22 protein-coding genes are annotated in these 25,325 nt (G+C 30.5%); 18 read left to right on the forward strand and 4 right to left on the reverse strand.

Annotation, left to right across the window (positions count from 1 at the left end; all coding sequences use genetic code 11):
* Positions 1-76 precede the first annotated feature (76 nt).
* Complete coding sequence (locus tag G9F72_RS05295; RefSeq protein WP_164958774.1) at positions 77-1,399, reverse strand: Sau3AI family type II restriction endonuclease; 1,323 nt, start codon at positions 1,397-1,399, stop codon at positions 77-79.
* Between the two features lie 100 nt (positions 1,400-1,499).
* Here G9F72_RS05295 and G9F72_RS05300 point away from each other — a divergent pair, with 100 nt between their 5' ends.
* The 8 genes from G9F72_RS05300 (at position 1,500) to G9F72_RS05335 (ending at position 12,259) form a co-directional block, all read left to right on the forward strand.
* Positions 1,500-1,718 carry a hypothetical protein gene (locus G9F72_RS05300; protein ID WP_164958775.1) on the forward strand — a complete coding sequence of 73 codons (219 nt, stop codon included), beginning with the start codon at positions 1,500-1,502 and terminating at the stop codon, positions 1,716-1,718.
* A 290-nt stretch (positions 1,719-2,008) separates the two neighbouring features.
* Positions 2,009-2,614, forward strand: coding sequence for a hypothetical protein (locus G9F72_RS05305; RefSeq protein ID WP_164958776.1), 606 nt, complete (start codon positions 2,009-2,011; stop codon positions 2,612-2,614).
* A gap of 92 nt (positions 2,615-2,706) precedes the next feature.
* Complete coding sequence (locus G9F72_RS05310; RefSeq protein WP_164958777.1) at positions 2,707-4,131, forward strand: Wadjet anti-phage system protein JetA family protein; 1,425 nt, start codon at positions 2,707-2,709, stop codon at positions 4,129-4,131.
* Positions 4,109-4,756: a DUF4194 domain-containing protein gene (locus G9F72_RS05315; protein ID WP_164958778.1), complete on the forward strand. Its 648-nt coding sequence runs from the start codon at positions 4,109-4,111 to the stop codon at positions 4,754-4,756. The genes G9F72_RS05310 and G9F72_RS05315 overlap by 23 nt, the downstream gene beginning before the upstream one ends.
* Positions 4,740-8,042, forward strand: a complete 3,303-nt coding sequence (locus tag G9F72_RS05320) for an ATP-binding protein (protein WP_164958779.1) — start codon at positions 4,740-4,742, stop codon at positions 8,040-8,042. The genes G9F72_RS05315 and G9F72_RS05320 overlap by 17 nt, the downstream gene beginning before the upstream one ends.
* A gap of 9 nt (positions 8,043-8,051) precedes the next feature.
* A complete protein-coding gene (locus tag G9F72_RS05325) occupies positions 8,052-9,272 on the forward strand; it encodes a Wadjet anti-phage system protein JetD domain-containing protein (protein WP_164958780.1) in 1,221 nt (406 codons plus the stop codon).
* Between the two features lie 155 nt (positions 9,273-9,427).
* Positions 9,428-10,849: an RNA-binding domain-containing protein gene (locus G9F72_RS05330; RefSeq protein WP_164958781.1), complete on the forward strand. Its 1,422-nt coding sequence runs from the start codon at positions 9,428-9,430 to the stop codon at positions 10,847-10,849.
* A gap of 753 nt (positions 10,850-11,602) precedes the next feature.
* Positions 11,603-12,259 carry a Crp/Fnr family transcriptional regulator gene (locus tag G9F72_RS05335; RefSeq protein WP_224675978.1) on the forward strand — a complete coding sequence of 219 codons (657 nt, stop codon included), beginning with the start codon at positions 11,603-11,605 and terminating at the stop codon, positions 12,257-12,259.
* A 172-nt stretch (positions 12,260-12,431) separates the two neighbouring features.
* Here G9F72_RS05335 and G9F72_RS05340 read toward each other — a convergent pair whose 3' ends face one another.
* A complete protein-coding gene (locus G9F72_RS05340; RefSeq protein WP_164958783.1) occupies positions 12,432-13,154 on the reverse strand; it encodes a DUF4386 domain-containing protein in 723 nt (240 codons plus the stop codon).
* Between the two features lie 740 nt (positions 13,155-13,894).
* On the opposite strand from G9F72_RS05340, the gene G9F72_RS05345 reads away from it, so the two are divergent.
* The 8 genes from G9F72_RS05345 (at position 13,895) to G9F72_RS05380 (ending at position 22,004) form a co-directional block, all read left to right on the forward strand.
* Positions 13,895-15,733: a histidine kinase gene (locus G9F72_RS05345; RefSeq protein ID WP_164958784.1), complete on the forward strand. Its 1,839-nt coding sequence runs from the start codon at positions 13,895-13,897 to the stop codon at positions 15,731-15,733.
* Positions 15,730-16,812: a response regulator gene (locus G9F72_RS05350; RefSeq protein WP_164958785.1), complete on the forward strand. Its 1,083-nt coding sequence runs from the start codon at positions 15,730-15,732 to the stop codon at positions 16,810-16,812. Before G9F72_RS05345 ends, G9F72_RS05350 begins: the two co-directional genes overlap by 4 nt.
* A gap of 115 nt (positions 16,813-16,927) precedes the next feature.
* A complete protein-coding gene (locus G9F72_RS05355; RefSeq protein WP_164958786.1) occupies positions 16,928-18,223 on the forward strand; it encodes an ABC transporter substrate-binding protein in 1,296 nt (431 codons plus the stop codon).
* A 133-nt stretch (positions 18,224-18,356) separates the two neighbouring features.
* The gene (locus G9F72_RS05360) at positions 18,357-19,295 is read left to right on the forward strand and encodes a carbohydrate ABC transporter permease (protein ID WP_224675979.1); all 939 of its coding nucleotides are present in this window, start codon (positions 18,357-18,359) and stop codon (positions 19,293-19,295) included.
* Positions 19,295-20,122 carry a carbohydrate ABC transporter permease gene (locus tag G9F72_RS05365; RefSeq protein ID WP_164958787.1) on the forward strand — a complete coding sequence of 276 codons (828 nt, stop codon included), beginning with the start codon at positions 19,295-19,297 and terminating at the stop codon, positions 20,120-20,122. The genes G9F72_RS05360 and G9F72_RS05365 overlap by 1 nt, the downstream gene beginning before the upstream one ends.
* 7 nt (positions 20,123-20,129) lie before the next feature.
* The gene (locus tag G9F72_RS05370; protein ID WP_224675980.1) at positions 20,130-21,500 is read left to right on the forward strand and encodes a glycoside hydrolase family 30 protein; all 1,371 of its coding nucleotides are present in this window, start codon (positions 20,130-20,132) and stop codon (positions 21,498-21,500) included.
* A 119-nt stretch (positions 21,501-21,619) separates the two neighbouring features.
* Positions 21,620-21,886 (forward strand): hypothetical protein, encoded by a 267-nt coding sequence (locus G9F72_RS05375; RefSeq protein ID WP_224675981.1) that lies wholly within the window; start codon positions 21,620-21,622, stop codon positions 21,884-21,886.
* Positions 21,867-22,004 (forward strand): hypothetical protein, encoded by a 138-nt coding sequence (locus G9F72_RS05380; protein WP_164958789.1) that lies wholly within the window; start codon positions 21,867-21,869, stop codon positions 22,002-22,004. The genes G9F72_RS05375 and G9F72_RS05380 overlap by 20 nt, the downstream gene beginning before the upstream one ends.
* Positions 22,005-22,127: 123 nt before the next feature.
* On the opposite strand, the gene G9F72_RS05385 is transcribed toward G9F72_RS05380, so the two are convergent.
* Positions 22,128-23,450 carry a replication-associated recombination protein A gene (locus G9F72_RS05385; protein WP_164958790.1) on the reverse strand — a complete coding sequence of 441 codons (1,323 nt, stop codon included), beginning with the start codon at positions 23,448-23,450 and terminating at the stop codon, positions 22,128-22,130.
* 113 nt (positions 23,451-23,563) lie between these two features.
* On the opposite strand from G9F72_RS05385, the gene G9F72_RS05390 reads away from it, so the two are divergent.
* Together G9F72_RS05390 and G9F72_RS05395 are read left to right on the forward strand one after the other, a co-directional pair.
* On the forward strand, positions 23,564-23,809 hold the full coding sequence (locus G9F72_RS05390) for a hypothetical protein (protein WP_318010939.1): 246 nt from the start codon (positions 23,564-23,566) through the stop codon (positions 23,807-23,809).
* A gap of 169 nt (positions 23,810-23,978) precedes the next feature.
* On the forward strand, positions 23,979-24,719 hold the full coding sequence (locus tag G9F72_RS05395) for a hypothetical protein (RefSeq protein ID WP_164958791.1): 741 nt from the start codon (positions 23,979-23,981) through the stop codon (positions 24,717-24,719).
* 49 nt (positions 24,720-24,768) lie between these two features.
* On the opposite strand, the gene G9F72_RS05400 is transcribed toward G9F72_RS05395, so the two are convergent.
* Positions 24,769-25,113 (reverse strand): hypothetical protein, encoded by a 345-nt coding sequence (locus G9F72_RS05400; protein WP_164958792.1) that lies wholly within the window; start codon positions 25,111-25,113, stop codon positions 24,769-24,771.
* Positions 25,114-25,325: the final 212 nt, after the last annotated feature.

A 25,325-nucleotide genomic window follows, 5' to 3' on the forward strand; every position in this document is an offset into this window, starting at 1 on the left:
TCAAATTGCAAATTTAAATATAGAAAATTAAAACTTATAAATTTATGCAGATTTTCATTAGTTATAAGTTTGTAAATTATTTATGTAGTTTTGAAAATAGAAAATCTTTAGAAAGCATAAAGCAAGTTTTTGTAGTATCAATATCAAAAAAAGTATTATAAGCATTAGCGTCTTTGCCGCCTTTAGGAGCTATTTCTAAAACCTGATTTTCAAAAGACTTTGGAAATGGTAACAAAAGTGAATCCCTTTTCTGAATTGATTCTCTAATGCGATTATATGACTTTTCAAATAAGTCTATGTCATTTGAAGTAAATGTAATTTTTGCAATAGAATTTAGTATTCTAAATCCTTGTTTTTCACCTTTGTTACCTTCATAGCATATTGCAATAATTGTAACTTCTTCAAAAAAAATTTTCCAATCAGAGTCTTCCCATTCTAAATCAAACTCAGATAGTGTTAAATTTCTAAAGGATAGTCTTTCTAAAGGATACCCTTTCTTATCAAAACTTGTATTTTTTATTATATAGGTAGTCTTATTAAATAATTCATCTTTACTTGGCAAATCGGAATCTTTCCCCAATAACTTATCTGAAATCATTTTATTAAAATTCTTAGGTACTGGCAAAGAACGTTTTTCTCCAGTTAACTTTTCCCATATATCAATTTGTGTCATACCATTGTAGGGAAATAAAATTGTGCTTATATATTCGGTTACTGTTTTAAATTTAGTAGTGTTTAATTGTTTGAAATTTAAATTTCTTAAAATACCAGTCATATATGAGTTTTTTAAAGAAAATCCTCGAGATTTAGCATCAATTTTTGAATTAGGTTGTTTAACAAGGTTAGGTCCTTGTCCCTTTGTAGCTGCCCCTAAATAAGAAGTATCACCTTCTGATAATTTATGGGCTTGTCCTAGAATTACTTTATTTCTTATAATGTTAAAATCATTTCTAAAAATATCTTCATCTATCTTCATATTATATAGCTGGAAATTATGAATTACAAAATCGCCATAGTTAGTAGAATTTTCTTTTTTATATTCATACCAGATTACTAATAGTTTTTTATTTTTTGAAATTAACTTACTAAATTCAAATTTTTCATTAATTATTTCAAAATAGTCAATTTTACTTAATGATAGTCGTTCTTTAGCTGAGAGAGTTTTATTTTTATTACATACAAATCCAGTAACCTTTAATTCGATTCCTAAATCAGGAAAATCTGCTTTTGCAGTATTATTAAGAGGATACTTATAAAAACCAGTTTCAACAATCTTACCTAAAACCCCCTTGTCCTTAATTCCTTTAGATAAAAGGTTGAGTGTGTCTAGCTCTTTGAATGTTTTTCCAATGATATTCTTAGTATACTCTAATAAATCTTTTTCGGTTTTAAATTCCATTATATGATCACTCCTTGGGTTTACTAATTAGTAAAAATAATATGTTATAATAATAGCACATTAATTGGTAAGAATTTCATATTTAAGAATAATAACTTAGGTGAAGAAGGGTATAAGGGAAATAAATACTATTGAATTTATAAAGGTTGATTTAGAAGATTATAGAGGTTTGAAATATGATTTTTCTGATGAGGATGTTCAGTGTGAAATTTTGGAGAATAACTTCATAAAGAATTCATTCTTTATGAAGATGGCTTCGCTTCTTTCCGGGGATAATGTAAATATAATTCCAATTAAAACAGATGACTCCTGGATATAAACAGGTTTATTATAATAATAATATGCTTTTGAAAAAAGGGCTTACTCTATGTGAGGATAATTATGATATATTTCATAAAAACTTTGGATGCTTTATAAAATATGGTGTTATATGAAGCTGCATAATATTTTGAAAAATTAAAATAATATAATCCAATAGCATATATTGCTGCTGGATTTTTTTGTAATTAAAGAAAAAACAAATTATACGATTTTTATATGGATATGAATGAAAAGGAAATTTGTGGACAAGCTATAATTATAAATAAATTTTAAAGGAGTTCTTATATTATGAAAATCAAACCAAGTATGGTTATTGCGGACCTGGGGGAGTACCTAATGTTGTTTAATATCTCATTATCTGAAGGGGCAAGAAGAACTTTGATGGAGGTAGAGGAATTTGCATATAGATGTGATAATCCTGCTAACTACAAACTTTTCTTTAGTAAGGTAATAAGGAATTCTAAAGTGATTCAAAGCATTATAAAAAGTAAAGGAACAAATGCTAACTTAGTATCCTTAATATTAGAGAAAGACTATTATGATTGCATTGATGAACTGTCCACATATGAAAAGCACAATGACCTATATTCACAAGTATCAGGAAGAATAAATTGTGAAAAAACAGCAATTATTGATAAAGCTTTGGAGTATTGTGTAAATCATAATAGAACTTCATTAGAAAGCGAAGATATTTTTTTAGGTGCCATGTATGATTACGAAAAAAACTTAGAGCAGGATGGTGGAGAATGGACAGATAAAGAATTAAATAAATCTTATACAACCTTATCTCATGTTTATGGTATATATAGTTCAAATTTATGGATTAAATTTGATGATATTAGAGAAGCATTAATAAGTAATAAGAAAGGTGATAAAAATATTAAGATTGCATAATATAAAGCATAAATCCCTTTATTATTAAAATAAAGGGATTTATGCAAGTGTGAAGAATTTAGTAAATATGATTAAGTTATGGGAGGCGTAGCATGGAACTATTTCAGATTATACCCAATAATTTTTTTAATTTATTTTTGTCTGATAATAGGGAATTATATATACAATCAATGCTAGAGATATATAATGAAACAAAAAATAATAGCTATGATTTAACAAAAAATCAATGTTTAAGTATTCTTAGTAATTATCATGATGATAAAATTTTTAAGTATAAATCTGAACTTTTCGATAATGAGGTATCAGATGAAAAAGTAATTGAATTTTATGCTAAAAAGATAGTGAAAAGTCTTGTTTATTATGGCTGGCTCGAAGATAGCATCTCATTTGAAGAAAAGAACATATACATATCTATACCTTCCTATTCCATTCAATTTGTTGAAGCAATTAAAAATATAATAAATCCTGCAACTTTTCAAACTGAAAAATGCATTACTAATATATATGTAAATATTAAGGCTATAGCAGCGGATAATATTATATCATGGATTAACCTGCAAAATGCTTATGATAGTAACTTAGAACTTGAGAGGTTATATCAAGAAATGATATTTAATATGAAAATTTACTATAATAAGCTTTTGGAAAAAAGCACTATTTCAAATTTAATTGAAGAACATTTTGATAACTATACTGCTTCAGCACTTTTTAATAAATATTTCTCACTGAAGACTGATGATAATGTCTACAAATATAGATACGAAATTATTTCAATAATAAATAATATTACAAATGATGATAAGTTGATAAATATTATATCAAAACAGCTTTCTACTAAGAAGAAAATAAAAGAAACTGATGCAGAAGATGAGGTCTTGTTGTTTTTAGATAGAATAAAAACTACATTAGAAGACGTTGATAAAAAGCAAAATTTAGTTAATAAAAGGCATAATCAATATTTAGCAGCTACCCTTGATAGGATTAATCATTTAAAGAATAGAGATGAAGATTTTAAGGGTAATATCATTAATATACTAAAAGCTATCACAGAGGACAAAAGTGATCAGATGATAGATATAATAAATAATTATAAGCGTGTATATAACTTTAAAATATACGCTCAAAAGTCTATATATAAGGAAAAAACTAAAAAACCTCCTTTTCAAGGACAAGGTATAAATGAAAAATTTAATGATAGTAATAAAAATGATCAAGCTCAAAAGGACTCTATTATAACAGGTAACATGAGGAAAATGATCTATAAGTTTAGAGATTCCGTCATAGAAGATTTTATTAAAATAAATATGGGGAATAAAGATTGTATCTGCACTAAGGATTTTCTTATTCAGGATAATGAGGAATTTATGAAATTTATTATTGCCTATAAGTTAACTCAGAAGAAGAGATGCAAATACAAATCTCAAATTATTAGTGAAAAAATAATGGATTATGGTAGGTGGAGATTGCCTAATATAGAATTTAGGAGGAAAGAGAATGGAAATACTTCAATTAGATAGCTTAACAGAGGAAGCACAAGAATTATTTAAAAAGACCATTCAGAAGTTCCTAAGCGTGACTTATATTCTTGAAAAACGTTATCATAGGGATAAAAATTTGTATAGAGATCCACTTTATTCATTTACAGAAGAGTATGAATCTATGGTTAAGGAATATTTAAAACTTAGTGGGTTTGACTTGATAAACGATAGTAATAATGGAGTTTACTATATTGAGAGTGAAGATTTTAATAATAATTTAAATTTTTCAAAACTTACTACTATTTTTTTATTGCTAGCTAGACTGCTATATGAGGAAAAACAAGAATCAGTCAATATTGGTTTATTTACTACATTTCAGTTATCAGAACTATTAAATAAAATTGATGTATTTCATCTTTCAACAAATTTATTGCATGAAACTAAACAAATAGAAGCATTAAGAGTGCTTTCTAAATATAATTTCATAGAAAAAATTGATGGAGCATATACGGATCCTTCTACCATGTATGTAATATACCCTTCAATACTCCATTGCATAGATGGTAATATTGTAAGAAACATCCTGGAGGAATTTAAGGGGAATCATAACAACTTTCAGGAAATTAGTGATATGGGGGAGGAGTTAGATGAGATATTTAACTAAGCTACATTTAGTAAACTGGCATTACATTCAATACAGAACAATAGATTTGGCTCAAGGTATAAATTTTCTAACTGGAGAAACTGGTGCTGGTAAGTCTACTATACTTGATGCTCTTCAACTGATTATTCTAGGAGATCTGAGAGGGCACTATTTTAATAAAGCGGCTAGTGAGAACTCTCAAAGGAAATTAATAGAATACTTAAGGGGAATGATTCAGGATAGCAATGATGAAGGGAAAAAGTGCTTAAGAGATAATATGGATTTTAATAGCTATATTGTCATAGAAGTACTGAATACAGAGACAAAAGAAGTGTTCTGTTTAGGTGTAGTTTTTGAAGTAAGGAAGGAAATTAATGATTATGACCACATGTTTTTTAGATTAAAAGGTATTTTACCTGAAACAGGATTTATAAAACATAATACTCCATTATCAATAAAAAATTTAAAAGAAGAGTATGGTAGCTTATTAAGACCCCATTCTACTGAGGAGTATAATGAACATTTTTTACATGAATATATGGGTAAATTAAAGAGTAGTTTTTTTGATGTTTTTAAAAAGTCTGTAGCTTTTAAACCACCTGCTAGCATAGAGCAATTTATACAGGAATTTATTTGTGATGATATAAAAATAGATGTAGAAGCTATGGTTACACCCATTAGAATTTATAAAAAAATAGAAAAAGAGGCTGAGGGTGTAGAGGATCAAATAAAAAGCCTGCAAGTCATATCTAAAGAATATGAAAAACTTGAAGATATTAGAGAGCAATATAAGATTAGTAAATTCATATATGATAAAAGTGAATTAGAGTTAGAAAATATAGAGTATATAAAATTGCAGCAAGAAATAAGTGATGCAAAGCAATTCATTGAAATAGAAAGTAATAGGATGGAGGAAGCAGAGAATAAAGTTAACGGTCTTGTAGAGGAAATAACCACACTAAAAGATAAAATACAAAACTCACAAGAGATAATTTTATGTAAGGAAATAGAGGAATTAACTATTAAGATAACTGAATTTAAAAGTATACAAAACTCCTTTACAGCAGAGGCCATAAGATTTGAAAGATGGGTTAATTGCTTACAATATTTAGATTTAATGAATGATAATTCAAGTATTGATTTAGAATATTACGTAAAGGAAATTTCTCAAATGAAGCTATATAATATTAGTGAAGAAAGTTTTCTTGAACTGAATCGTAATTTATCTGATATAGCTAAGATAATAACAGACAAATATACAAATGTAGCAACACAACTCTCAAAATATAACGATGACAGAGAAACTATTAAAGAAGAACTTGATAGATTGCTTAAAGGTATAGTTTATCCAATGTCTACTGGTAATTTGAAAGATATTCTTGAAAGTAGCCTATTCGAAATTTATGGCATCAATACAAAAGTTGAAATAGTAGCTGATTTAATTGAGGTTAATGATAAGGAGTGGATAGACGCTTTAGAAGGTTACATGAACTGGCAGAAGTTTTATTTGATTATAGAGCCACAATACTATCAGGAAGCAATTAATATTTATAAAAGGTTAGATAAACGTCAGTTCTATGATGCTGGTATAGTAGATGTTGAAAAAATATCAGAAGATAAATATACAGTAGTTAAGAATTCACTAGCGGAAGAAATTGTTACTGATAACAAATATGCGAGAGTTTATATAGACTATCTTCTTGGGAGAGTAATTAAATGTGATGATTTTAATGACATTAGAAAGCATAAAACAGCTATAACCAAGGATTGCTTTCTTTATAAAGGGTACATAGCCAGGAGGTTGCACCCAGATTTATATTTAAAAAATCGTTGTATAGGAGCTGAATCTAGAAAATTACGTATACAAGGATTAACTATAAATCTAACCAATTTAGAGCTGCGAATTTCTGAGTTAGATGAAGTCAAAAGGAAGTTAGGAGGCTTTATTAATCTTAAGATTTATAGCAAAGAGGAAGTAACTGTTAGACTTACTGAACAAGTGAAAATCAATGAAATCAGTATATTACAAAGTGAAAAGCAGGAGAAAGAAATTGAACTTTCAAAAGTAGATTTGTTGTATGTTGAAAAGCTTAAGGAAATCTATAATCAACTGATAGGTGGAAAAAATGAGTTAGAACAATTAGCAAAGAAGTTAAATAATGAAATTATTAAGAAAGGATATGTTATTGAAGGTGGGATACAAAAGGTAATTGACCAACAAGAAAAACAACAAGATATAGAAAAAAAAATATATGAAAACTTTGACAGTGGTTGGATAATTAATTCGGGTGAGAAGTGCTTCAAAGATGTGGTTGATAGATTTAAAAATTACAATGCCATTTTAACAACCTATAAAGAAAAATATGACGATATTGATAAGAAAAAAACAACTCAATTTCAAAATGTAGCAAAGCAAAGAAGAGAATATTGCATTAAAAACTCATTGACTTGGGATACTCATGCTGAAGATAATGAAAAATATATAGGACAGTTGAACTTATTAGTGGAAACAAAATTGCCACAATATATTGAGAAGATTAATATACAAAAGGAAAAGGCTTATACTGCATTTAAAACTGATTTATTATCTAGGCTAAAGGATGCAATAGATAAAACTGAGGAACAGGTAACCTTTATTAATAGATCTCTTGAAAAAATGAGATTTGGAGAGAAAAGATATAAATTTATAGTAAGACCTAAGGGCAAGTATATTGATTTCTATAATATGCTTAAAAATGAATTTTTGGGAATGGATTTAACGGCAAACCTTTTTGAAGACCAATATAAAGATCAAATAGAATTTTTATTTAACCTTATAGTAAATACTACGGAAAATATTACTGGTAGTGACATGGAGCAATTACGAAAGCAGATTGACATATATACAGATTATAAGACTTATTTGGAATTTGATATGGAGCAAATAATAGGGACAGATAAATCTGATCTTTCAAAAATATTAAGAAAAAATTCTGGGGGAGAGACACAGAGCCCATTCTTCATTGCAGTATTAGCAGCTTTTGCAAATCATTATAGAATATATAATTCTAAAGACAATAACACTATGAGGCTTATTATATTTGATGAGGCATTTAGTAAGATGGACGAAGAACATGCGATGATTAGTATTGAACTCTTAAGGAAGCTTGGATTTCAAGCAATTATTGCTGCACCAGATGATAAAATTCCTGTGATAGGTCCTTGTGTTGATAAAATTCTTTATGTGAAAAATGAAAATAAAAGAAAGATAGCTATAGCCGAATTTGAAGACAAAGAAATTGAAAAACTAATAAATGGCGGGTTATAAGGTGATGATATGGAAAAAATAATAACTACAAAAATCATTCAGCGATATGAAAGTAGTAATAAAAGTGATAGCGGTTTAAAAGAAGGAAATATGTCAGTGAATTTTACTTCTTTTAAAGAGTATAATAATGACTCAAATTATAAGTATAGAATCCATATTAATACTGTAGCTAATGAGCTTGAGGATAAGGGATTAATAAAAATAAAATGGGTTAGTAAAGATAACATAATTGATAGATTATTTTTTAATTTGAAAGATATGGATATATTTTATAGACTTGCGGGAATAACAGATAAAAAAGATATTTTACTGGATATTGAAGGTCAATTGAAAGTATATGATGATTATATTACTAATTATAGTATAAAGCACATTTTTAGTGATTGGAAGATGCATCTTTTAGAAAAACATAGAATTCCTAAAATAATTGAAGATAAAGACAAAAGAGAACTTATTGTAAATGCACTGAAAGGTATAGATGAGCTTCTAAAAAATAATGATACGATATATGAAAGAGTATTTAGCAAAAGATATTTAGGAAATAGCAAGATTTTTGAAAAGCAACTTAGAGGAACAGTAATTTCTTTACTTAGAAAATATTTTAATGAAGTAGATAATAATATGGATGAGGATGAAGTGCTGAAAGTAGTAGGCATAGAAAAGACAACTAGTGAACTTCATCTAAAAGGTAATATTGAATTTAAGTTAAAGGAAAATAATATTAAATTAGCATGTTTTTCTTATGGAGTAGCTCTAAATTCTCATACTATAAAAGAATTAAAACTACAGAATTATAGATTTGATAAAGTTATATCAGTAGAAAATAAAGCAAACTTCAATTATCTTTGTGCAAAAGAAAAAGAATCATTGATCATTTTTACCGGTGGATTTTATACTCCAGTACAAAAAAGGTTTCTAAACAGATTATACAAGAAATTAATCAATTGTGACAAATGCATTGAGTTTTATCATTGGGGTGATATAGATTTAGGGGGGGTTAACATTTATAGAAATATAAAGAGCTTTATTTTTTATAATGTTAAACCCTATTTAATGAATATACAAATTATGAAAGAATATAGCGAATATTGGGAATTTATTGAAGATAACAAGTATATTCTTAAGCTTAAAAAACTGTTAGAGGATGAGACTATTAAAGAATTACATGATTTAATTAGCTTTGTCATAGAAAACAAAGTCACTTTGGAGCAAGAAAGCATGATAATTTAAAAATTGGCACATTATAAGTTTTATAAAGGTCACGGGTTAGGTTAGGAATTATTAAAGCAAAAGTTGTATGCTTTGTTTCAAATTAGATAAAATATAATATATGATATAGTTACAAAGTTTAAATAAATTTAAATATAGAGTGGAAGTTGATATATATGAATATTGAAAGAATAAAAGAAATTCTCAATGGTGGGGAAAGTCTAACCGTTGAATTTAAGCAAAGTAAGAATAAATTAAATAAAGATGTTTTTGAATCCTTATGTGCATTTTTGAATCGTAATGGAGGGCACTTATTTCTTGGCGTAAATGATGTTGGTAATGCTGTTGGAATTGATGATGAAGCTATAAACAAGGTTAAAAAGGAATTTGTGACATCTATAAACAATATTCAAAAGTTAAACCCAACATTTTATTTGTCGGTTGAAGACATTAAAGTTGATGAAAAAACAATTCTATACATTTATGTTCCTGAGAGCTCTCAAGTCCATAGATGTAATGGGAAAATATATGATCGAAATGAAGATGGAGATATGGATATTACTGATAATACAAATCAAGTTTCAGAAATGTATATGAGGAAGCAAGGAACGTATACTGAAAATCGAATTTATCCGTTTACTCAAATGTCAGACTTGCGGAGTGATCTCTTTGCGAAGGTCAGAAAACTGGCGGTGAATCAAAGGGCCGATCACCCATGGCTTCTAATGGATGATATGGAACTTCTAAAGAGTGCCGGATTATATCTTAAAGATTTACAAAGTGGGAAAGAAGGAATCACCTTAGCGGGAATACTGTTGTTTGGTAACGATGAACTTATTTTGAATGCTCTTCCTCACTTTAAAACAGATGCTATTTTACGTAGAGAAGATACTGACAGATATGATGACAGGGATGATATTAGAACCAATTTAATTGATAGCTATGAAAGGCTTATGCAGTTTATAGCAAAGCATTTAAATGACAAGTTTTATCTGGAAAAGGACCAAAGAATAAGTTTGAGAGATAAGATATTCAGAGAAGTGGTCTCGAATATTCTAATTCATAGAGAATTTTTGAACCCATTTCCCGCAAAGCTCGTGATTGAAATTGATAGGGTTTTTACTGAAAATAGTAATAAGCCACATGGTAATGGTGTAATTGATCCGAATAATTTTTCGCCATATCCTAAAAATCCCAAAGTAGCAAAATTCTTTAAAGAAATAGGCAGGGTGGAAGAACTTGGTTCTGGTGTTAGAAATATATATAAGTACAATAAAATATACTCAGGAGCAGCACCTGAATTTATGGAAGGTGATGTTTTTAGAACGATGATTCCATTGATACCTCAAGCTACACCTCAAGCTACACCCCAAGCTGAGCTAAACGAAGATAACGATAGAACAAGTGAAATATTGGAGTTTTGTAAAGTTGCTAGAAGCAGGAATGAGATACAAGATTATATAGGACTTAAAGATAGGAAAGGTTTTCGAATAAGAATATTAAACCCTTTGCTTAAAGGTGGCTTATTAAAGTTATCAATACCTAATAAACCTACAAGTCCAAATCAAAAATATTATAGTGATAAAACGGGTAGGTAAATCAACATATTCTATTCTGAGGCAGGTATTTCTGCCTTTTTTATGGTTCCAGCTATAAAATGCTAGTTATTTAACATTTAACAATCGTTACGCACTGCGTAGTGAATTACGTTGTATTAAAAGTAATTGGAGCACAAATAGAATAAAATTGAAGAATGGGGGCTTAAAAGGCTATGAAATTTGAAAGCAATGAAAAGATTCAGAACTTCTTATCAGATTTTGATAGGTTTGTAGATTACATATGCACAAAAATGTAACAATAGGAAAAGCTACTAAATATATAGCAAGTTAAATTACCAATTAAAATTAGAGCATTAATTTCTTATTTTGAGATAGATTAGCAAGTGAAAAAATGGATTCCTCTGCGCTACATCCATTTTTTTATTATGAACCCCGAGCCATGTGAACACTAAGATTAATTAGTCCTTAGAACTTTAATTTTAGGTTCTAAGGCTTTTTAATACTAATATAAAGATGGAGGCCTTACGAATAATTAATTTTTAACTTAATAAAGGAGTTTAGTCATGAAAATAGAATATCATTAAATGCAGAATAAACTGGTATTGCTTTCTAGTAAGCGAGGGAAAATAGATGTATTTCCATTATGAACATAAACATTGATGGTCGATATGTTTCCTTGAAATGCATTTACCGAAAAACAGCCAAAAAACCGTTGATTTGTTCCCAAGAACGTAGGTTTATAAAATTAACTCAGGACATCTATCCTGTTTCCTCCACGCACTGTGAAAGCATTTGTCTTTTGCAGAAGAAATAAGAAGAATAAGACCTTATGACTGGAGGAAAATAAAAAGAGGGGGACCAACTATGAATCAGTATTTAATTGAATTTATGAAAAAGAATACTTCTTTTAGTAAAGAAGTATTAGAAGAGATTATGCGCGATATGCTGATAGAAACTTATAAAAAAGGAACCATACTACTTAGACAAGGAGACATTTCAAATAAGTGCTATTTTGTATTAAAGGGTTGTATAAGGCAATATAGTTTCGGTAAAGACGGGAAAGAAATAACAAATAATTTCTTAACCGAGGAGCAAGCTGTTGTCATGTTCAAAAGCTGTAAACAAAGGGTGGCCTCAGATTATTCTTTATCTTGTGTGGAAGAGTCTATCTTACTTGTTGGAGATTTTGCAACAGAAGAAAATATGTATCATAAATTTCCTGAACTTGACAAAATAACAAGATCAATGTTAGAACTAAGCTTCGGTGAAACTCAAGATGCAAGTGCAGTATTTATGAGTTCTACACCTGAAGAGCGTTATCGTAACATAGTGCAACAAAGACCGAGTCTTATAGAGCGTGTTCCACAACATCAATTAGCAAGCTATCTCGGGATGACTCCGGAATCTTTGAGTAGAATAAAGAAAAGGGTTTCCAAAGAAGGTGTGTAGATAATTTTGTGTATTCTCTCTCTTAGGCAAAAAAAATGATCTGACATAAAAATACTCTTCCTTGCAATATTTGGATAATTAACTTATCTCAATTTCTGCCAAGAAAGAGTACTTTTTTATTCTGTTTACACAAAATTATTTAAAGGCTATCCAAAGAAAGCACTTTGTGAATTTAATTTTTTATTTTTGTAGTTCTACCACCTTTTACTAATAACCATATGCCAAGAACTAATTCTCCGACAGCCATTGGAAGACTGAGTATGCTTTCTAAAACTAAAGTTTTATTTTCAATTTGTGGCAAAAACAAATGTAATGAGTGAATTAGTACGTAGCATAATGAGGCAATTATTACGAGTATTCCTACTATTTTGGGGATGAAGTCTGATTTTAAAATAATATAGCCTAATATTAATAGATGAAAACCGAATATAACTAACCCAAACGACCATATTTTATCAAATGCATTGATATGATACATCAATTGAACTTTCAATTGGTCCAGTGGTATAGACAGCAAATAATCATCTCCATTGAACAATACTGTTATAGATATTAAATGTGTAATAGCTATTCCTAAAATAGCTGTATACGATAATCGAAGCCATGCTGCTAACAATGCCAAACTGTTGTCAATTTGCTTTAAAAAGACATAAAGTGCCCATGAAACCAAAATATCTAATAGAAGTACTATTAACCAACCCAAAATTTCTGCTCGAAAAAGGCCAATGGACCCTGAAATGTTATTCAGTGTAGCGGTTGCATCCCCTTTTACTACTAGACTAGAGTGTACAAATCCATACGAAAATCCTGCACAAATCGCCATAACAATAATGAATAGACCGGCAATGATAGCCACTTTTCTTTGTGTTAATTTTTCTGTTTTAAAGACTAACATATACTCACCTCCTAGGTTTGATAAGCTTATTGTAGCAGGGAACAAATATAGTGTCATTGACTTAAGTTAAGAAATACTGATTTAAATACCATTTTTTATAGGAAAAATATCATAAAACAAGGGGTTAACATGTTCAATGACATCGGTTTTGTCTACTCAAGGCGCCCTGCCAGGCATTAGAACTTTAATTTTAGATTCTAAGGCTTTTTAATTGACTTCGCTGATAACCCACCCGAGTCATGTAAATATTAGAATTAATTCAATTAAGAATTCAATTGATAGGGTTTAGCAAAGCTTTGACATCCAGTCATCGCCTAACTCTTCGGAGGAAGGAGAAATTTTCCGAATGGCATCGAACAAAGAACGGCTGATGTGCAATCATTGATTATTCGGTTGACCATGCAAGTTGCCATAAATTTTTAACTTAATAAAGGAGTTTAGTCATGAAAATAGAATATCATTAAATGCACCGAAGGTTTTAGGGGAAAATGGATTTAAGTTATTAATTTGTGAAAAAGTATGCTATTTTATCATTTCATTGTGGATAAAATGGTTTAAATATTAGATCTCGGTGTCAATGAAATTTTTTAAATGGATTTTTAAATTTTCATAGCTCCCAAAATGATCATTGACCCATTTATAGCTAGGTAGGTTGTTTTTAGTGCAAAGCGCATCAATACTATGGGTGCCTGGTAACAACGGATTTAAGTATTTAGCCCAAAAATATGGAGGGATAAAGAATGATTAAAAAATATATTGGTTTAATATTTAAATATTTTAACTCGTATTTTCGAAAGAGTATTAAAAATAGGATGATTATCTCAATTACCCTTTCCTTAATTATTCCATTAACCATAGTAACTTATCTATCCTATACACGTTCAAGCAATTCGATGGAAGAAGAAATTATAAAGTCTAACACCAAATCCATTAATTGGGCTGGTAAATATATTGATAAAACTATAGCGCAACAAAGCGATGCGCTATTTACTTTTTTAGTCGATGAGAATCTATCTTCAAATGTGGATAGAACTGAAGACAATAATTATAGAATTCAAGTAGATTCTAAAAATTATGTAATTGGTAAGATGTCATCACTACTTTATTCAAATAATAATTATAATGGACTTTTACTTTTTAATGAAAGTAAAACCCAGTTATTCTATGTTACAGATGAAATGAAAAATTATTTATCGGAGTACATACCTCATGATAAGATTTGGTATTCTTCTTCTACAAAAGAGTTTATGGGAACTATTATAAACAATTCTAAATTTATACCTACAGAGCTTAGTTTTGTCATGAATCAAAAGGATAAAAGTTTTTATGTTTTTAGGAGAATTACTGAATTTACAAATGATTTTAATGGCGTCATCTTTTTAAATGTTAAGTGGAAAATAATGAACGATATATTAGAAATTTTAAAAACACAGGATGAAAGTGATATACTGATAACGGATTTAGAAGGAAATATATCCTATAATCCTTATGGAACTAACGTAGACAAACCGGAAATTAAAGAAGCCATAAATTTAATAAAGAAAGATAATATTAAAGGTAACTCATATATAAAGACAAATAAGTATTCTATTTTTTATTACAAAATTGCTAAAGGTACGATGCTTACTTTTAAAATTATACCTAATGAATTTATTGTTAAAGGTGCTAGGAGTACCTTAAATGTTAGTATTTTAATTATGTTAATATCTTTAATTTTATGTGTCCTAATAGCAAATGCTATAGCTTATGGAACAACAAAACCAATTAGAAGGCTTTCAAATTCTATGAAAAAAGTAAAGGATAATCAATTGATGAGTTTTACTCCCACTGGAAGATTAGATGAAATCGGGGTACTAGAACAAAGCTATTCATTTATGATTGAGAAGATTAAAGATCTTATAGAAAATGAGTATAAAATTAAGATGGAGAAAAGAACTGCGCAACTTAAGGCACTACAAGCACAAATTAACCCTCACTTTTTAAACAATTCATTACAACTTATCGGAGGGATAGCTATTGCTAAAAATGTCCCTGAAATTTACACAATAATAAAAGCGATAAGTAATATGTTTCTTTACTCAATTAAAATTAGTGAGGAGCTAGTACCAATTAATCGAGAAATACTACACATTAAAGATTATTTATTAATTCAGCAGTTAAGATTTACGGATAGAATTGATATCCAATTAAATATTGATGAAAGCTTGGACCAATATGTTCTACCAAAATTAACTATTCAGCCAATAGTGGAAAATGCTTTTAGGCATGGCCTAGAGAAAAAGATAGGTTTGTGGAAATTAAGTATAAATGTTATAAGAAGTGATGATAACATAAATATCATAGTTTACGATAATGGGGTAGGTATTGATGAAAATAAACTTAACCAAATTAACAGTGAGCTTTTGAATAATCTTAACAATGTATTTGATACACACCAAAGTATGGGACTTAAGAATGTCGATGCAAGGCTAAAGCTGTATTTTGGAAATGAATGTGGAATAGATATCAAAAGCAATGATATGACAGGTACAACGGTAATAATGGTTTTTAAAGCATTACTCGAAGGAGATATAAAATGATAAAATTATTACTAATTGATGATGAAATATGGACAAGGAATATAATAAAAGCGTTTGGTGACTGGGACAAGCATGGAATAACTGTAATTGAAGAGGCTAGTGATGGAGTAGAAGGGTTACGTTTAATTAAACAAAGTTGTCCTCAAATTGTTATTACGGATATGAATATGCCTGGAATGAATGGAATAGGACTACTTAAAATATTAAGGGAGGATTACCCTCAGATAAAAATAATAGTTGTTAGTGGTTATGATGGTTTCGAGTTTACAAAACAGGCTATAAAGTCAAATGCTATAGATTATATCTTAAAACCTATTGACGAGCAGGAATTAAATTTTGCCATTGAAAAGTGTGTTAATGAAATCAATAAACTGTATTTCAAACAGGATAAATCAATATATGATTTAGCTAAAGTTTTAGATAAAAATATTATAAGGCTTATAATTGATGAAAAGAAGGTTATTCAACGGCTTTTTATTGAAGGAAACCTACTGGGAATTAAGAATACCTTAAATAGGCTTTATAACAATATTATTAAATATAAAATAAATGAAATAATTGTAGGCGGGGTGATTAAAAAAGTATTTTGTGAAATGATAGAGGAGCATCTTCTTATAACTGAGAGTTCGGTACTTACAGATATGAAGCTTGAGTTTAGGGATAATCAGATTGAAAAGAAATCTTTGCTTTTGGATATTAATTTTATTGAGGACAGCTTTGACAAAGCACTAAAGGCTATAGCCGAAAATACCAAGAATAAAAACAGCAATACTTTGGCTCAAGTAAAGACATATATAGAATTACACTATATAGAGCATATTTCTCTTGAGAAGCTCTCAAATTTATTTTTTATTAGTAAAGAATATTTATCTAGAGCCTTTAAAACGAAATATCAAAAGAATTTAATGAATTATATTATAGAGCTTAGGATGAAGAAAGCAAAATTAATGCTTGAAGATAAAGATATTAGTATAAAAAGTGTAGCAGAATCTGTTGGATATGATGATATAACTCATTTTTACCATGTTTTTAAAAGTTATTATGCTGTCTCCCCAGGAGATATGAGAAGGGAAGTTTAATATTATACAATAAGTAACACTAATTATAATCAATTATAATTAGTATGAAAACGTTTATAATGTGATTATGCTCCAGTAAAGAATAGTTATTAAATATTTAAGGGGGAAAAAATCTATGAAAACCAAAAAAATACTTTCAATAATCACATGTAGCTTCATGTTAACAACCTTGCTTGCGGGATGTGGAAGTTCAGCCCCTACTGCTACTAAAACTGAACCTACAACTACAGCGCCAAAAGAGGTACATTTAAAATTATTTCTTGGTCAATCACAAGCAAGATTCAAAGAACAGTATACAAAATTTATTGATCAATGGACTGTAACATATCTTAAAGATAAAAACGTGAAGGTTACTTATGAAATGGAAATGCCGGACTCAACAACAGACCAACAACTTCTAAAGACAAGATTAGCTGCAGAAGATGAGATGGATATTTTCGCTATTCATGCTATGAATGATATTCCGGTATATGGAAAGGCAGGATATTTAGAAGATTTAAGCGCTGAACCATTTGTATCAAAAGTTTTACCTAGTGTTAAAACTGCAATCTCCTACGAAGATAAGGTAGTTGGAATGCCACTCGAAAGTATGAGTTGGGGATATATTTACAATAAGAAGATATTTGCTGAAAATAAAATAACGCCTCCTACAACCCTTTCTGAAATGAAAGCTGTTGATGCAAAATTAAAAGCTGCAAAAATAACACCATGGTTATTAGCATATAAAGAGTCATGGGTTCCTCAGTTAGTTAATTCGCTTGCTGTTGGTGCTACTTTGCAAACAAGTGCAAAAGAATTTATTAATGACATGAATAAAGGAACAGGGTCATATAAATCAATTCCAGGTATGTTTGATATTATGGATGAGATAAATGCCAATGGTACTGCTAAACCATTAGATATTGGTAATGATCAAGGTTCTGCTGATTTCGCTAATGGAAAAGCTGCTATGTGGCTTCAAGGACCATGGAATTCAGATGCAATTCTAAAGGCAAACAAAGATTTTCAGCTTGGGGTTGCAGCGCTTCCTATAAGTGATGATCCTAATCAAACGTTAATTAATTTAGGTGTTTCTACTACTTTAGCTCTTTCAAAGACAAGTAAAAATAAAGAGGTTGCTAAATCACTTTTAAACTACTTCTTAGAAGATGCTACTGCAAGTGATTTCTATAATAGCTGTGGATTTGCTGCAGTTGCAACTAATCAAACTATAAAAGCTTCATCATGGGTAGAAGATGCAACGGTTTATGTTAAAGCTGGTAAGGCATATCTTGATCCTGCAATGCCACAAGCTGTTAAGGATGAACTTGGCAAACAATTTCAAGGTTATTACTTAAAATCTCTTACAAAAGATGAGATTATTAAAACTTTAGATAAAACTTGGGCAAATTCTATAAAAAGCAGCAAGTAGTTTAAGCTAAATGAATAAATTCTAAGTAGAGCTTAGTATTAAGCTATCAGTAAGAATAGCTTAATACTATTGTTATTAAGTATATATGTTGAATAATTGAGAGTGATTATTATAATTTGGGGGGTGAAAGGCATTGGGAAATAGAGTGATATTAGAAAATAGAACAATTAAAAGCAAGACACTTAAGTCCAAGAATTTCCTAAGTAAGAAAAATATATCATTGCTAGCTTTCGTAGCGCCAGCCTTGATTTTGTATATTATATTTTTAGTTATACCCCTAATAAGTGGATTCTGGTATAGTTTAACCAATTGGAATGGACTAGCTAGGTCATATAACTTTGTAGGAATTAGTAATTTCGTAGAAGCTTTTAAAGAGGATAAAGATTTTATTGCTTCAATTATTTTTACATTTAAATTTGCAGTTATTATTGTTATATTTCAAAATATTTTTGCATTAGGACTTGCTTTAATGATTGATTCTAAGAAAAAGAGCACTGGATTTTTTAGAACAATATTGTTTATGCCTAATATGATAAGTATGGTTATTGCCTCATTTGTATGGGTATTTATATTTTCAAAAGTTTTTACACAAATCGCAGCTGTGACACCTTTTAAATTTCTAGATCAGTCTTGGTTTGGGGATGCGAAGCTTGCTTTCTTCGCGATTGTAGTTGTAACGTTGTGGGCAGGTGTAGGATATATGATGCTTATATATCTAGCTGCACTCCAAGGAGTACCACAGGAATTAAAAGAAGCAGCAGTAATAGATGGAGCGAATGTAGTTCAAATCTTCTTTAAGGTGATTTTACCGATGATCATGCATTCGATAACCATATGTACATTTTTAACTCTTGCAGGTGCATTTAAGGCTTTTGATATCGTCTTTGCATTGACGGCTGGTGGACCAGTAAGGGCTACTGAGGTTATGGGATTAAACATATACCAAGAGGCTTTTATGGGTAATATGAGATTTGGATATGCAAGCGCAAAGTCAATAATCTTATTTTTGATTATCTTGATCGTTACTCTTGTGCAACTTGGTGTTCTAAAGAAGAGGGAGGTTGAGGCATAATGAAAAAGATTAAAATTTCCACCATTTTAACAACTATAGCTTTATGTATAATAGCGGTGTTTACACTTTTTCCTGTATTTATAGCAGTTCTTAATTCATTTAAAACTCAGGCGGAAATAGGAATATCGGTTTTATCATTACCTAAAAACTTTAATTTTTCTAACTACACATCAGCCTTAGGTAAAATGGACTATCTAAGAGTTGTTTATAATACTTTTTATATTACATTGATTTCAGTTGTAGGTATAATTGCCGTTAGTTCATTAGCTGGGTATAAATTAGCTAAGACATCAGGGAAATTAAGTGCTTTTATATTTTTATTATTTACATCTTCCATGTTAGTACCATTTCAATCTGTAATGTTGCCACTTTATAAATTAGCAAAGACTATAGGTTTGTCGGGAACAAAAACAGGGCTTACTGTAATTTATATGGGACTTGGTATAAATATGGCAATATTTCTTTATCATGGATTTTCAAAGGGAATTCCAAATGAGATTGAGGAAGCAGCATTAATTGACGGATGCAATGAATTTGAAATGTTTTATAAAATAATTTTTCCTCTATTAAGGCCCATTTCTGCAACTATAGCTATCCTTGATGTTCTTTGGATTTGGAATGACTTTATGCTTCCGCTTGTAATGATTTCAGATACAAAAAATTACACTATAGTACTTAAAGCAAGAATGTTTGTTAGTCAGTATATTATAGATTGGCCAAGTATTTTGGCAGCCTTAGTATGTTCAATGATTCCGGTTATAATATTTTACGTCATTTTACAAAAGAATATTGTTAAGGGGATTGCGGCTGGTGCTGTAAAAGGTTAATGTCGGCATGGAAATCATTTTAAAGAGGGGTGTAGTTATGCATTTAGTAAGGGTAATACAAACATGTAAAACAACGGGAGACAGGCTAACAGAAAAACAATCTTTATCACTTGCTCCTAAAAATAGCGAAAATGTAACTTTGACAATCAATACTGACGAAACGTTCCAGGAAATTATTGGTTTCGGCGGTGCATTTACTGAATCAGCGGCCTATACTTTGGCAAGGATGGAACCAGAAAAAAGACAAGAAATAGTAAAAAAATACTTTGATCCTGTAGAAGGATTAGGATATAACTTGGGAAGAGTTCACATTCATAGCTGTGACTTTGCACTTGGTAATTATACGTATGTTGAGGAAAATGATACAGAGCTAAAAACCTTTGATATATCACATGAGAAAAAATGGGTATTTCCTTTTATAAATGAAGCAATGAAAGCTGCAAATGGGAAAATATCTCTACTGGCTTCACCATGGAGTCCACCCGCTTGGATGAAAACTAATGGTGAGATGAATAATGGAGGACAGCTTATTCAAAAATATAGAAAAACTTGGGCGCAGTATTATGCTAAATATATTAAAGCTATGAGGTTAGAAGGTTTTGATATATTTGCAATCACAGTACAAAATGAGCCTGCAGCGGTTCAAACTTGGGATTCTTGTATTTATTCAGCAGAAGATGAGGGGATTTTTGTTCGCGACTTTCTAGGTCCGGTACTAGAAAAAGAAGGATTGTCAGATGTGAAAATATATATTTGGGATCATAATAGAGACATTATAGTAGAACGTGCAAAGGGTGTGATGCAAGATCCAGAAGCCGCAAAATATATATATGGGGTTGCTAATCATTGGTATGTATCTGAAGCCTTTGAAAATCTATCTAAAGTTCACGAAATGTACCCAGATAAGCACATTTTATTTAGTGAAGGTTGTCAGGAGGGTGGATTACATCTTGGGTCTTGGCTTACAGGAGAAAGATATGCTAGAAACATGATTGGTGACTTTAACAATTGGCAAGAAGGCTGGCTGGATTGGAATTTAATTTTAGATGAAACTGGTGGACCTAATCATGTAGGGAACTATTGTGATGCTCCTATTGTGGCTGATACAAAAACCGGAAAGATTCACTATAACAGTTCATATTACTATATAGGTCATTTCAGCAAATATGTTAAGCCAGGAGCTAAAAGGGTGGAGGTCAAGTTACAGGGTATTACAACAATTAAAAATGTAGGCTTTATTAACGAAGATGGATCTATAGCTTTAATAGTTATGAATGAAACAGGTAAAGACGAGAGTTTCCAAGTAGAAATAAAAGGTGAGTTTGTTAAATATATTCTAAAAGCACATTCCATAGTAACTCTTTTATTTATTCAGTAAAACACAATTATGATGAAAATAAAAAAGATAATACTTCATATTCAAATAATTTCTAGCTAGGCGATGACATCCAGTCATCGCCTAGCTCATTGATGTGTTGTTATTTTGTTCAATCTACCATGTTATCGTCTATTAGGGTCTTTAATTATCCTTATGCTGCTTTGGAAGAAGCTATAGTTAATGCTGTATATCATAGAAGTTACGAAGTAAGAGAACCCATAGAGATAAGAATAGATGCAGAAAAAATAATTATATTAAATTATCGCGGTATTGGTGTTGGTACAACCTATGTAGGACCCTTGGCAACTGTTTGGGGTAAAATCAAATTTTACCAAATGGAAACACTCAGGAGCAGCACCTCAATTTATGGAAGGCGATGTTTTTAGAAGGATGATTCCAGTGATATCTCAAGCTGGTGAACTTGCTGAGGATAGTACCAAAAAAAAATTGGAGGTTTGTAAAACAGCTAGAAGCAGAAGTGAAATTCAAGATATTCTATTCTGAGGCAGGTATTCCTGCCTCTTTTATGGTTCCAACTACAAAATGTCATCGAAGATAGAACAGCTGAGGGGTAATCAGTGATTATTCATCTGACCATGCAAGTTACCGTGCAAGCTAATGAAAAAACTACAGCTTTGCTTTAACAGCATTTATATATTCTAACTTTTCATAAACTTTCTTTTCAAGACCCTCTTGGGTGGGCTTATAATACTGTCGGTGTTTCAAATTATCAGGCAGACACTGCATGTTAGTAAGTTTTTCATCTGTGCTATGAGCGTACTTGTAGTCCTTTCCATAGCCAAGGGAATCCATAAGTTTTGTAGGGGCGTTTCTTAACTGAAGAGGTACACCCTCGGCAATGGTATTTAAGGCATCTTCTTTTGCACTTTCATAAGCAGTATAAAGGGCATTGGATTTTGGCGCCATTGCAAGGTAAACTACAGCTTGGGTAAGATTTACTGTACATTCTGGCATTCCAATATAGTGGGAAGCTTCATAGGCTAAGACTGTAATTTGAAGAGCATTAGGGTCTGCAAGTCCAACATCTTCAGAAGCAAATCGAATTAATCTTCTCGCAACATACAAGGGATCTTCTCCGCCCTCTAACATGCGGGCAAGCCAGTAAACAGAGGCATTTGGGTCACTGTTTCTCATAGACTTATGGAGAGCTGAGATTATATTGTAGTGTTGGTCTCCTTTTTTATCATAAAGGAGAGTTTTTTTGTTCAGACATTCTTCAATTATTTTTTTAGTTAAATTTAGTTTACCTGACTCCATAGGCGTACTACTAATTGCCAATTCCAACAGATTGAGCGCTGTTCTAGCATCTCCATTTGAAAAAACCGCTATAATCTCAAGGAGAGAACTCTCAACAAATATTGGTAGCCCCGCATACCCTCTTTGGTCCAATAGTGCATTTTTTAAAACCTTGATTATGTCATTAATGTCTAGAGGGTTCAAAACAAATACTCTAGAGCGTGATAATAAGGCTGAGTTAACCTCAAAGGAGGGATTTTCAGTGGTCGCACCAATGAGAACTATATTACCTTTTTCTACATGGGGAAGAAAAGCATCTTGTTGAGACTTATTGAAGCGATGAATCTCATCAATAAACAAAATAGTTCGGATACCTTGTTGTCGATTTTCTTTTGCTTTTGTCATGACTTCTTTAATTTCTTTTATTCCTGAAGTAGCCGCACTAAAGGTTATGAAATTAGCACAGGTAATTTCTGCAATAATCATAGCAAGAGTAGTTTTTCCAACCCCAGGGGGACCCCATAAAATCATGGAAGAAACATTATCAGATTGTATAATATTTCTCAAAACCTTGCCATTTCCTATAATATGCTCCTGACCCACATATTCCTGAAGAGTTCTAGGACGGACTCTATCAGCCAGTGGAGCCTTTTGTAACATCTTATCAAATATTGAATTTTGCACATAATCCATTTTAACACCTTCACTTTTTATTAATAAAATACAAGCACATAAGCTAAGTTATTTTTCATTATAACGCTATATTAACTTAATTAGCAAGTGAGAAGATGGTCAATTATACCATTATGTACCATTGTAATAATAATGTGCTAGACCATTTTGATGACGTCAGCAATATGGTTGAATTAGGATCTGGTGCTCAAAGAAATGTTGAAGATATTATGCTCTCAAGATATGCATGTTATTTAATTGTTCAAAATAGCGATCCAAGAAAAGAAGTAATTGCTCTTGGTCAGACATATTTTGCAGTTAAAACAAGAGAGCGAGAGCTTGAAGAAAATTATGAACAGCTAGCTATGAAGTGCTGTTAAACAGTGTTGACGCAATGCGTCAAGAATTAAGTTGGACTCATTATAGACTGATAATGTGTTATAAGTAAAAGGCTTACTCTAAAGGGTAAACCTAATTTTATTATATCTACATATTAAATCTGCAGAGACACATAATAGATATAATTATTTAAAGTGTGAGGTGTAGTGAATGCCAAATATAAAGTCTGCATTAATCAGATTAATTCCTAAAAAGTTACTCTTAATATTGTTATTTTCAATAATTCTAAACTGCAGTGTAATTATTGGAGAAATAGTAGAAGCAGCAGTAATTGATATTGGAAGTAGTTTATCAACAATAGCTAAGGAGGAAGTAATAAAACTAATAAAGACACAAGGAACAAAAGGCCCTTATTATTTCGAGGGACTTTCCTATAAGGTAGCTAATATCGATAAAGATAATGATTTTGAGATTGTTGCAAAAATTGATGGAGGGGTTCATGTAGGTTATTTCTTTATATTTGACAAGAATAGCCAAGGTGAATATTCTCTTGTAGCAGAAAAAGATTGGAAAGTAGAAAAATGGGACTTGGAATACTGGTACAATCTTAAGGGAGACAATAAAGCATATGAAATGACAACTCGTGCCGGTGGATCTGGTATGGATATTTTTTATGGTCATGTATGGTATTTGAAAGATTCCAAGTTCGTTGAGGCATGGATGGGAACGTTAAAGGAAAGAACGGCATTTCAAGATATTCTCAATTTAAAGATGGGGGGGTATCAAATTAATAGCGATGATTCAAGACTATATGCGTGGACAACGAAATATAGTACTAAAATAAGCACAAATACACCAATGGCAAAGCCGACAACTATTGTATCAATATTCAAATTCGATGGTGTTAAGTATGTCTTGCAAAGTCAAGATACTTATGAGCATAGCAATTAAATTCTAGTTAGGCGATGACACCCAGTCATCGCCTAACTCATTACATTCTTCAATCCACCACATTATCATCCGCAATAAAATCCACATCAACATTCTTCTCCCGAAGCTTACTAATATAAACCACTGCACACCTAAAAGTCTTTTTATTCTTTGGATTTTCTTGTCTCACTGAAAAATTCACAGGCTTACTGTAGCATTTGCAATACTGCATATTACTTAATTGTTTTTTGAAACTACTCAGTGGCAACACTTCATGAGTCACATTATGCTCTCTACAGTACTTTACAAACCTATCATAAAAGGATGTATAGTTAAGGCGAAGCACAAAATCTCCACCTAAATCTATCACTGCATCATAGTCGATATTTCTTAAAAGTTCATTATTAGCTGCCATACTATATTACTTAAATTGATTTTATTAACATTATTAGGTTGATGGCTATGGGGGGGTTATGAGCGAAGCGAATATGCTAATAACTATTGACAATATTATAAAAATCAAATACTCTTTCTATATACTTGTGGTATTTCACAAATAACTCTAGCATATTTTATTTATAATATTTGCTACAAGTTCGTTAGTATTTTCATGTGTCTAAACTATTA

This window comes from Clostridium estertheticum, assembly GCF_011065935.2.
GTDB classification, from domain to species: Bacteria; Bacillota; Clostridia; order Clostridiales; family Clostridiaceae; genus Clostridium_AD; species Clostridium_AD estertheticum_A.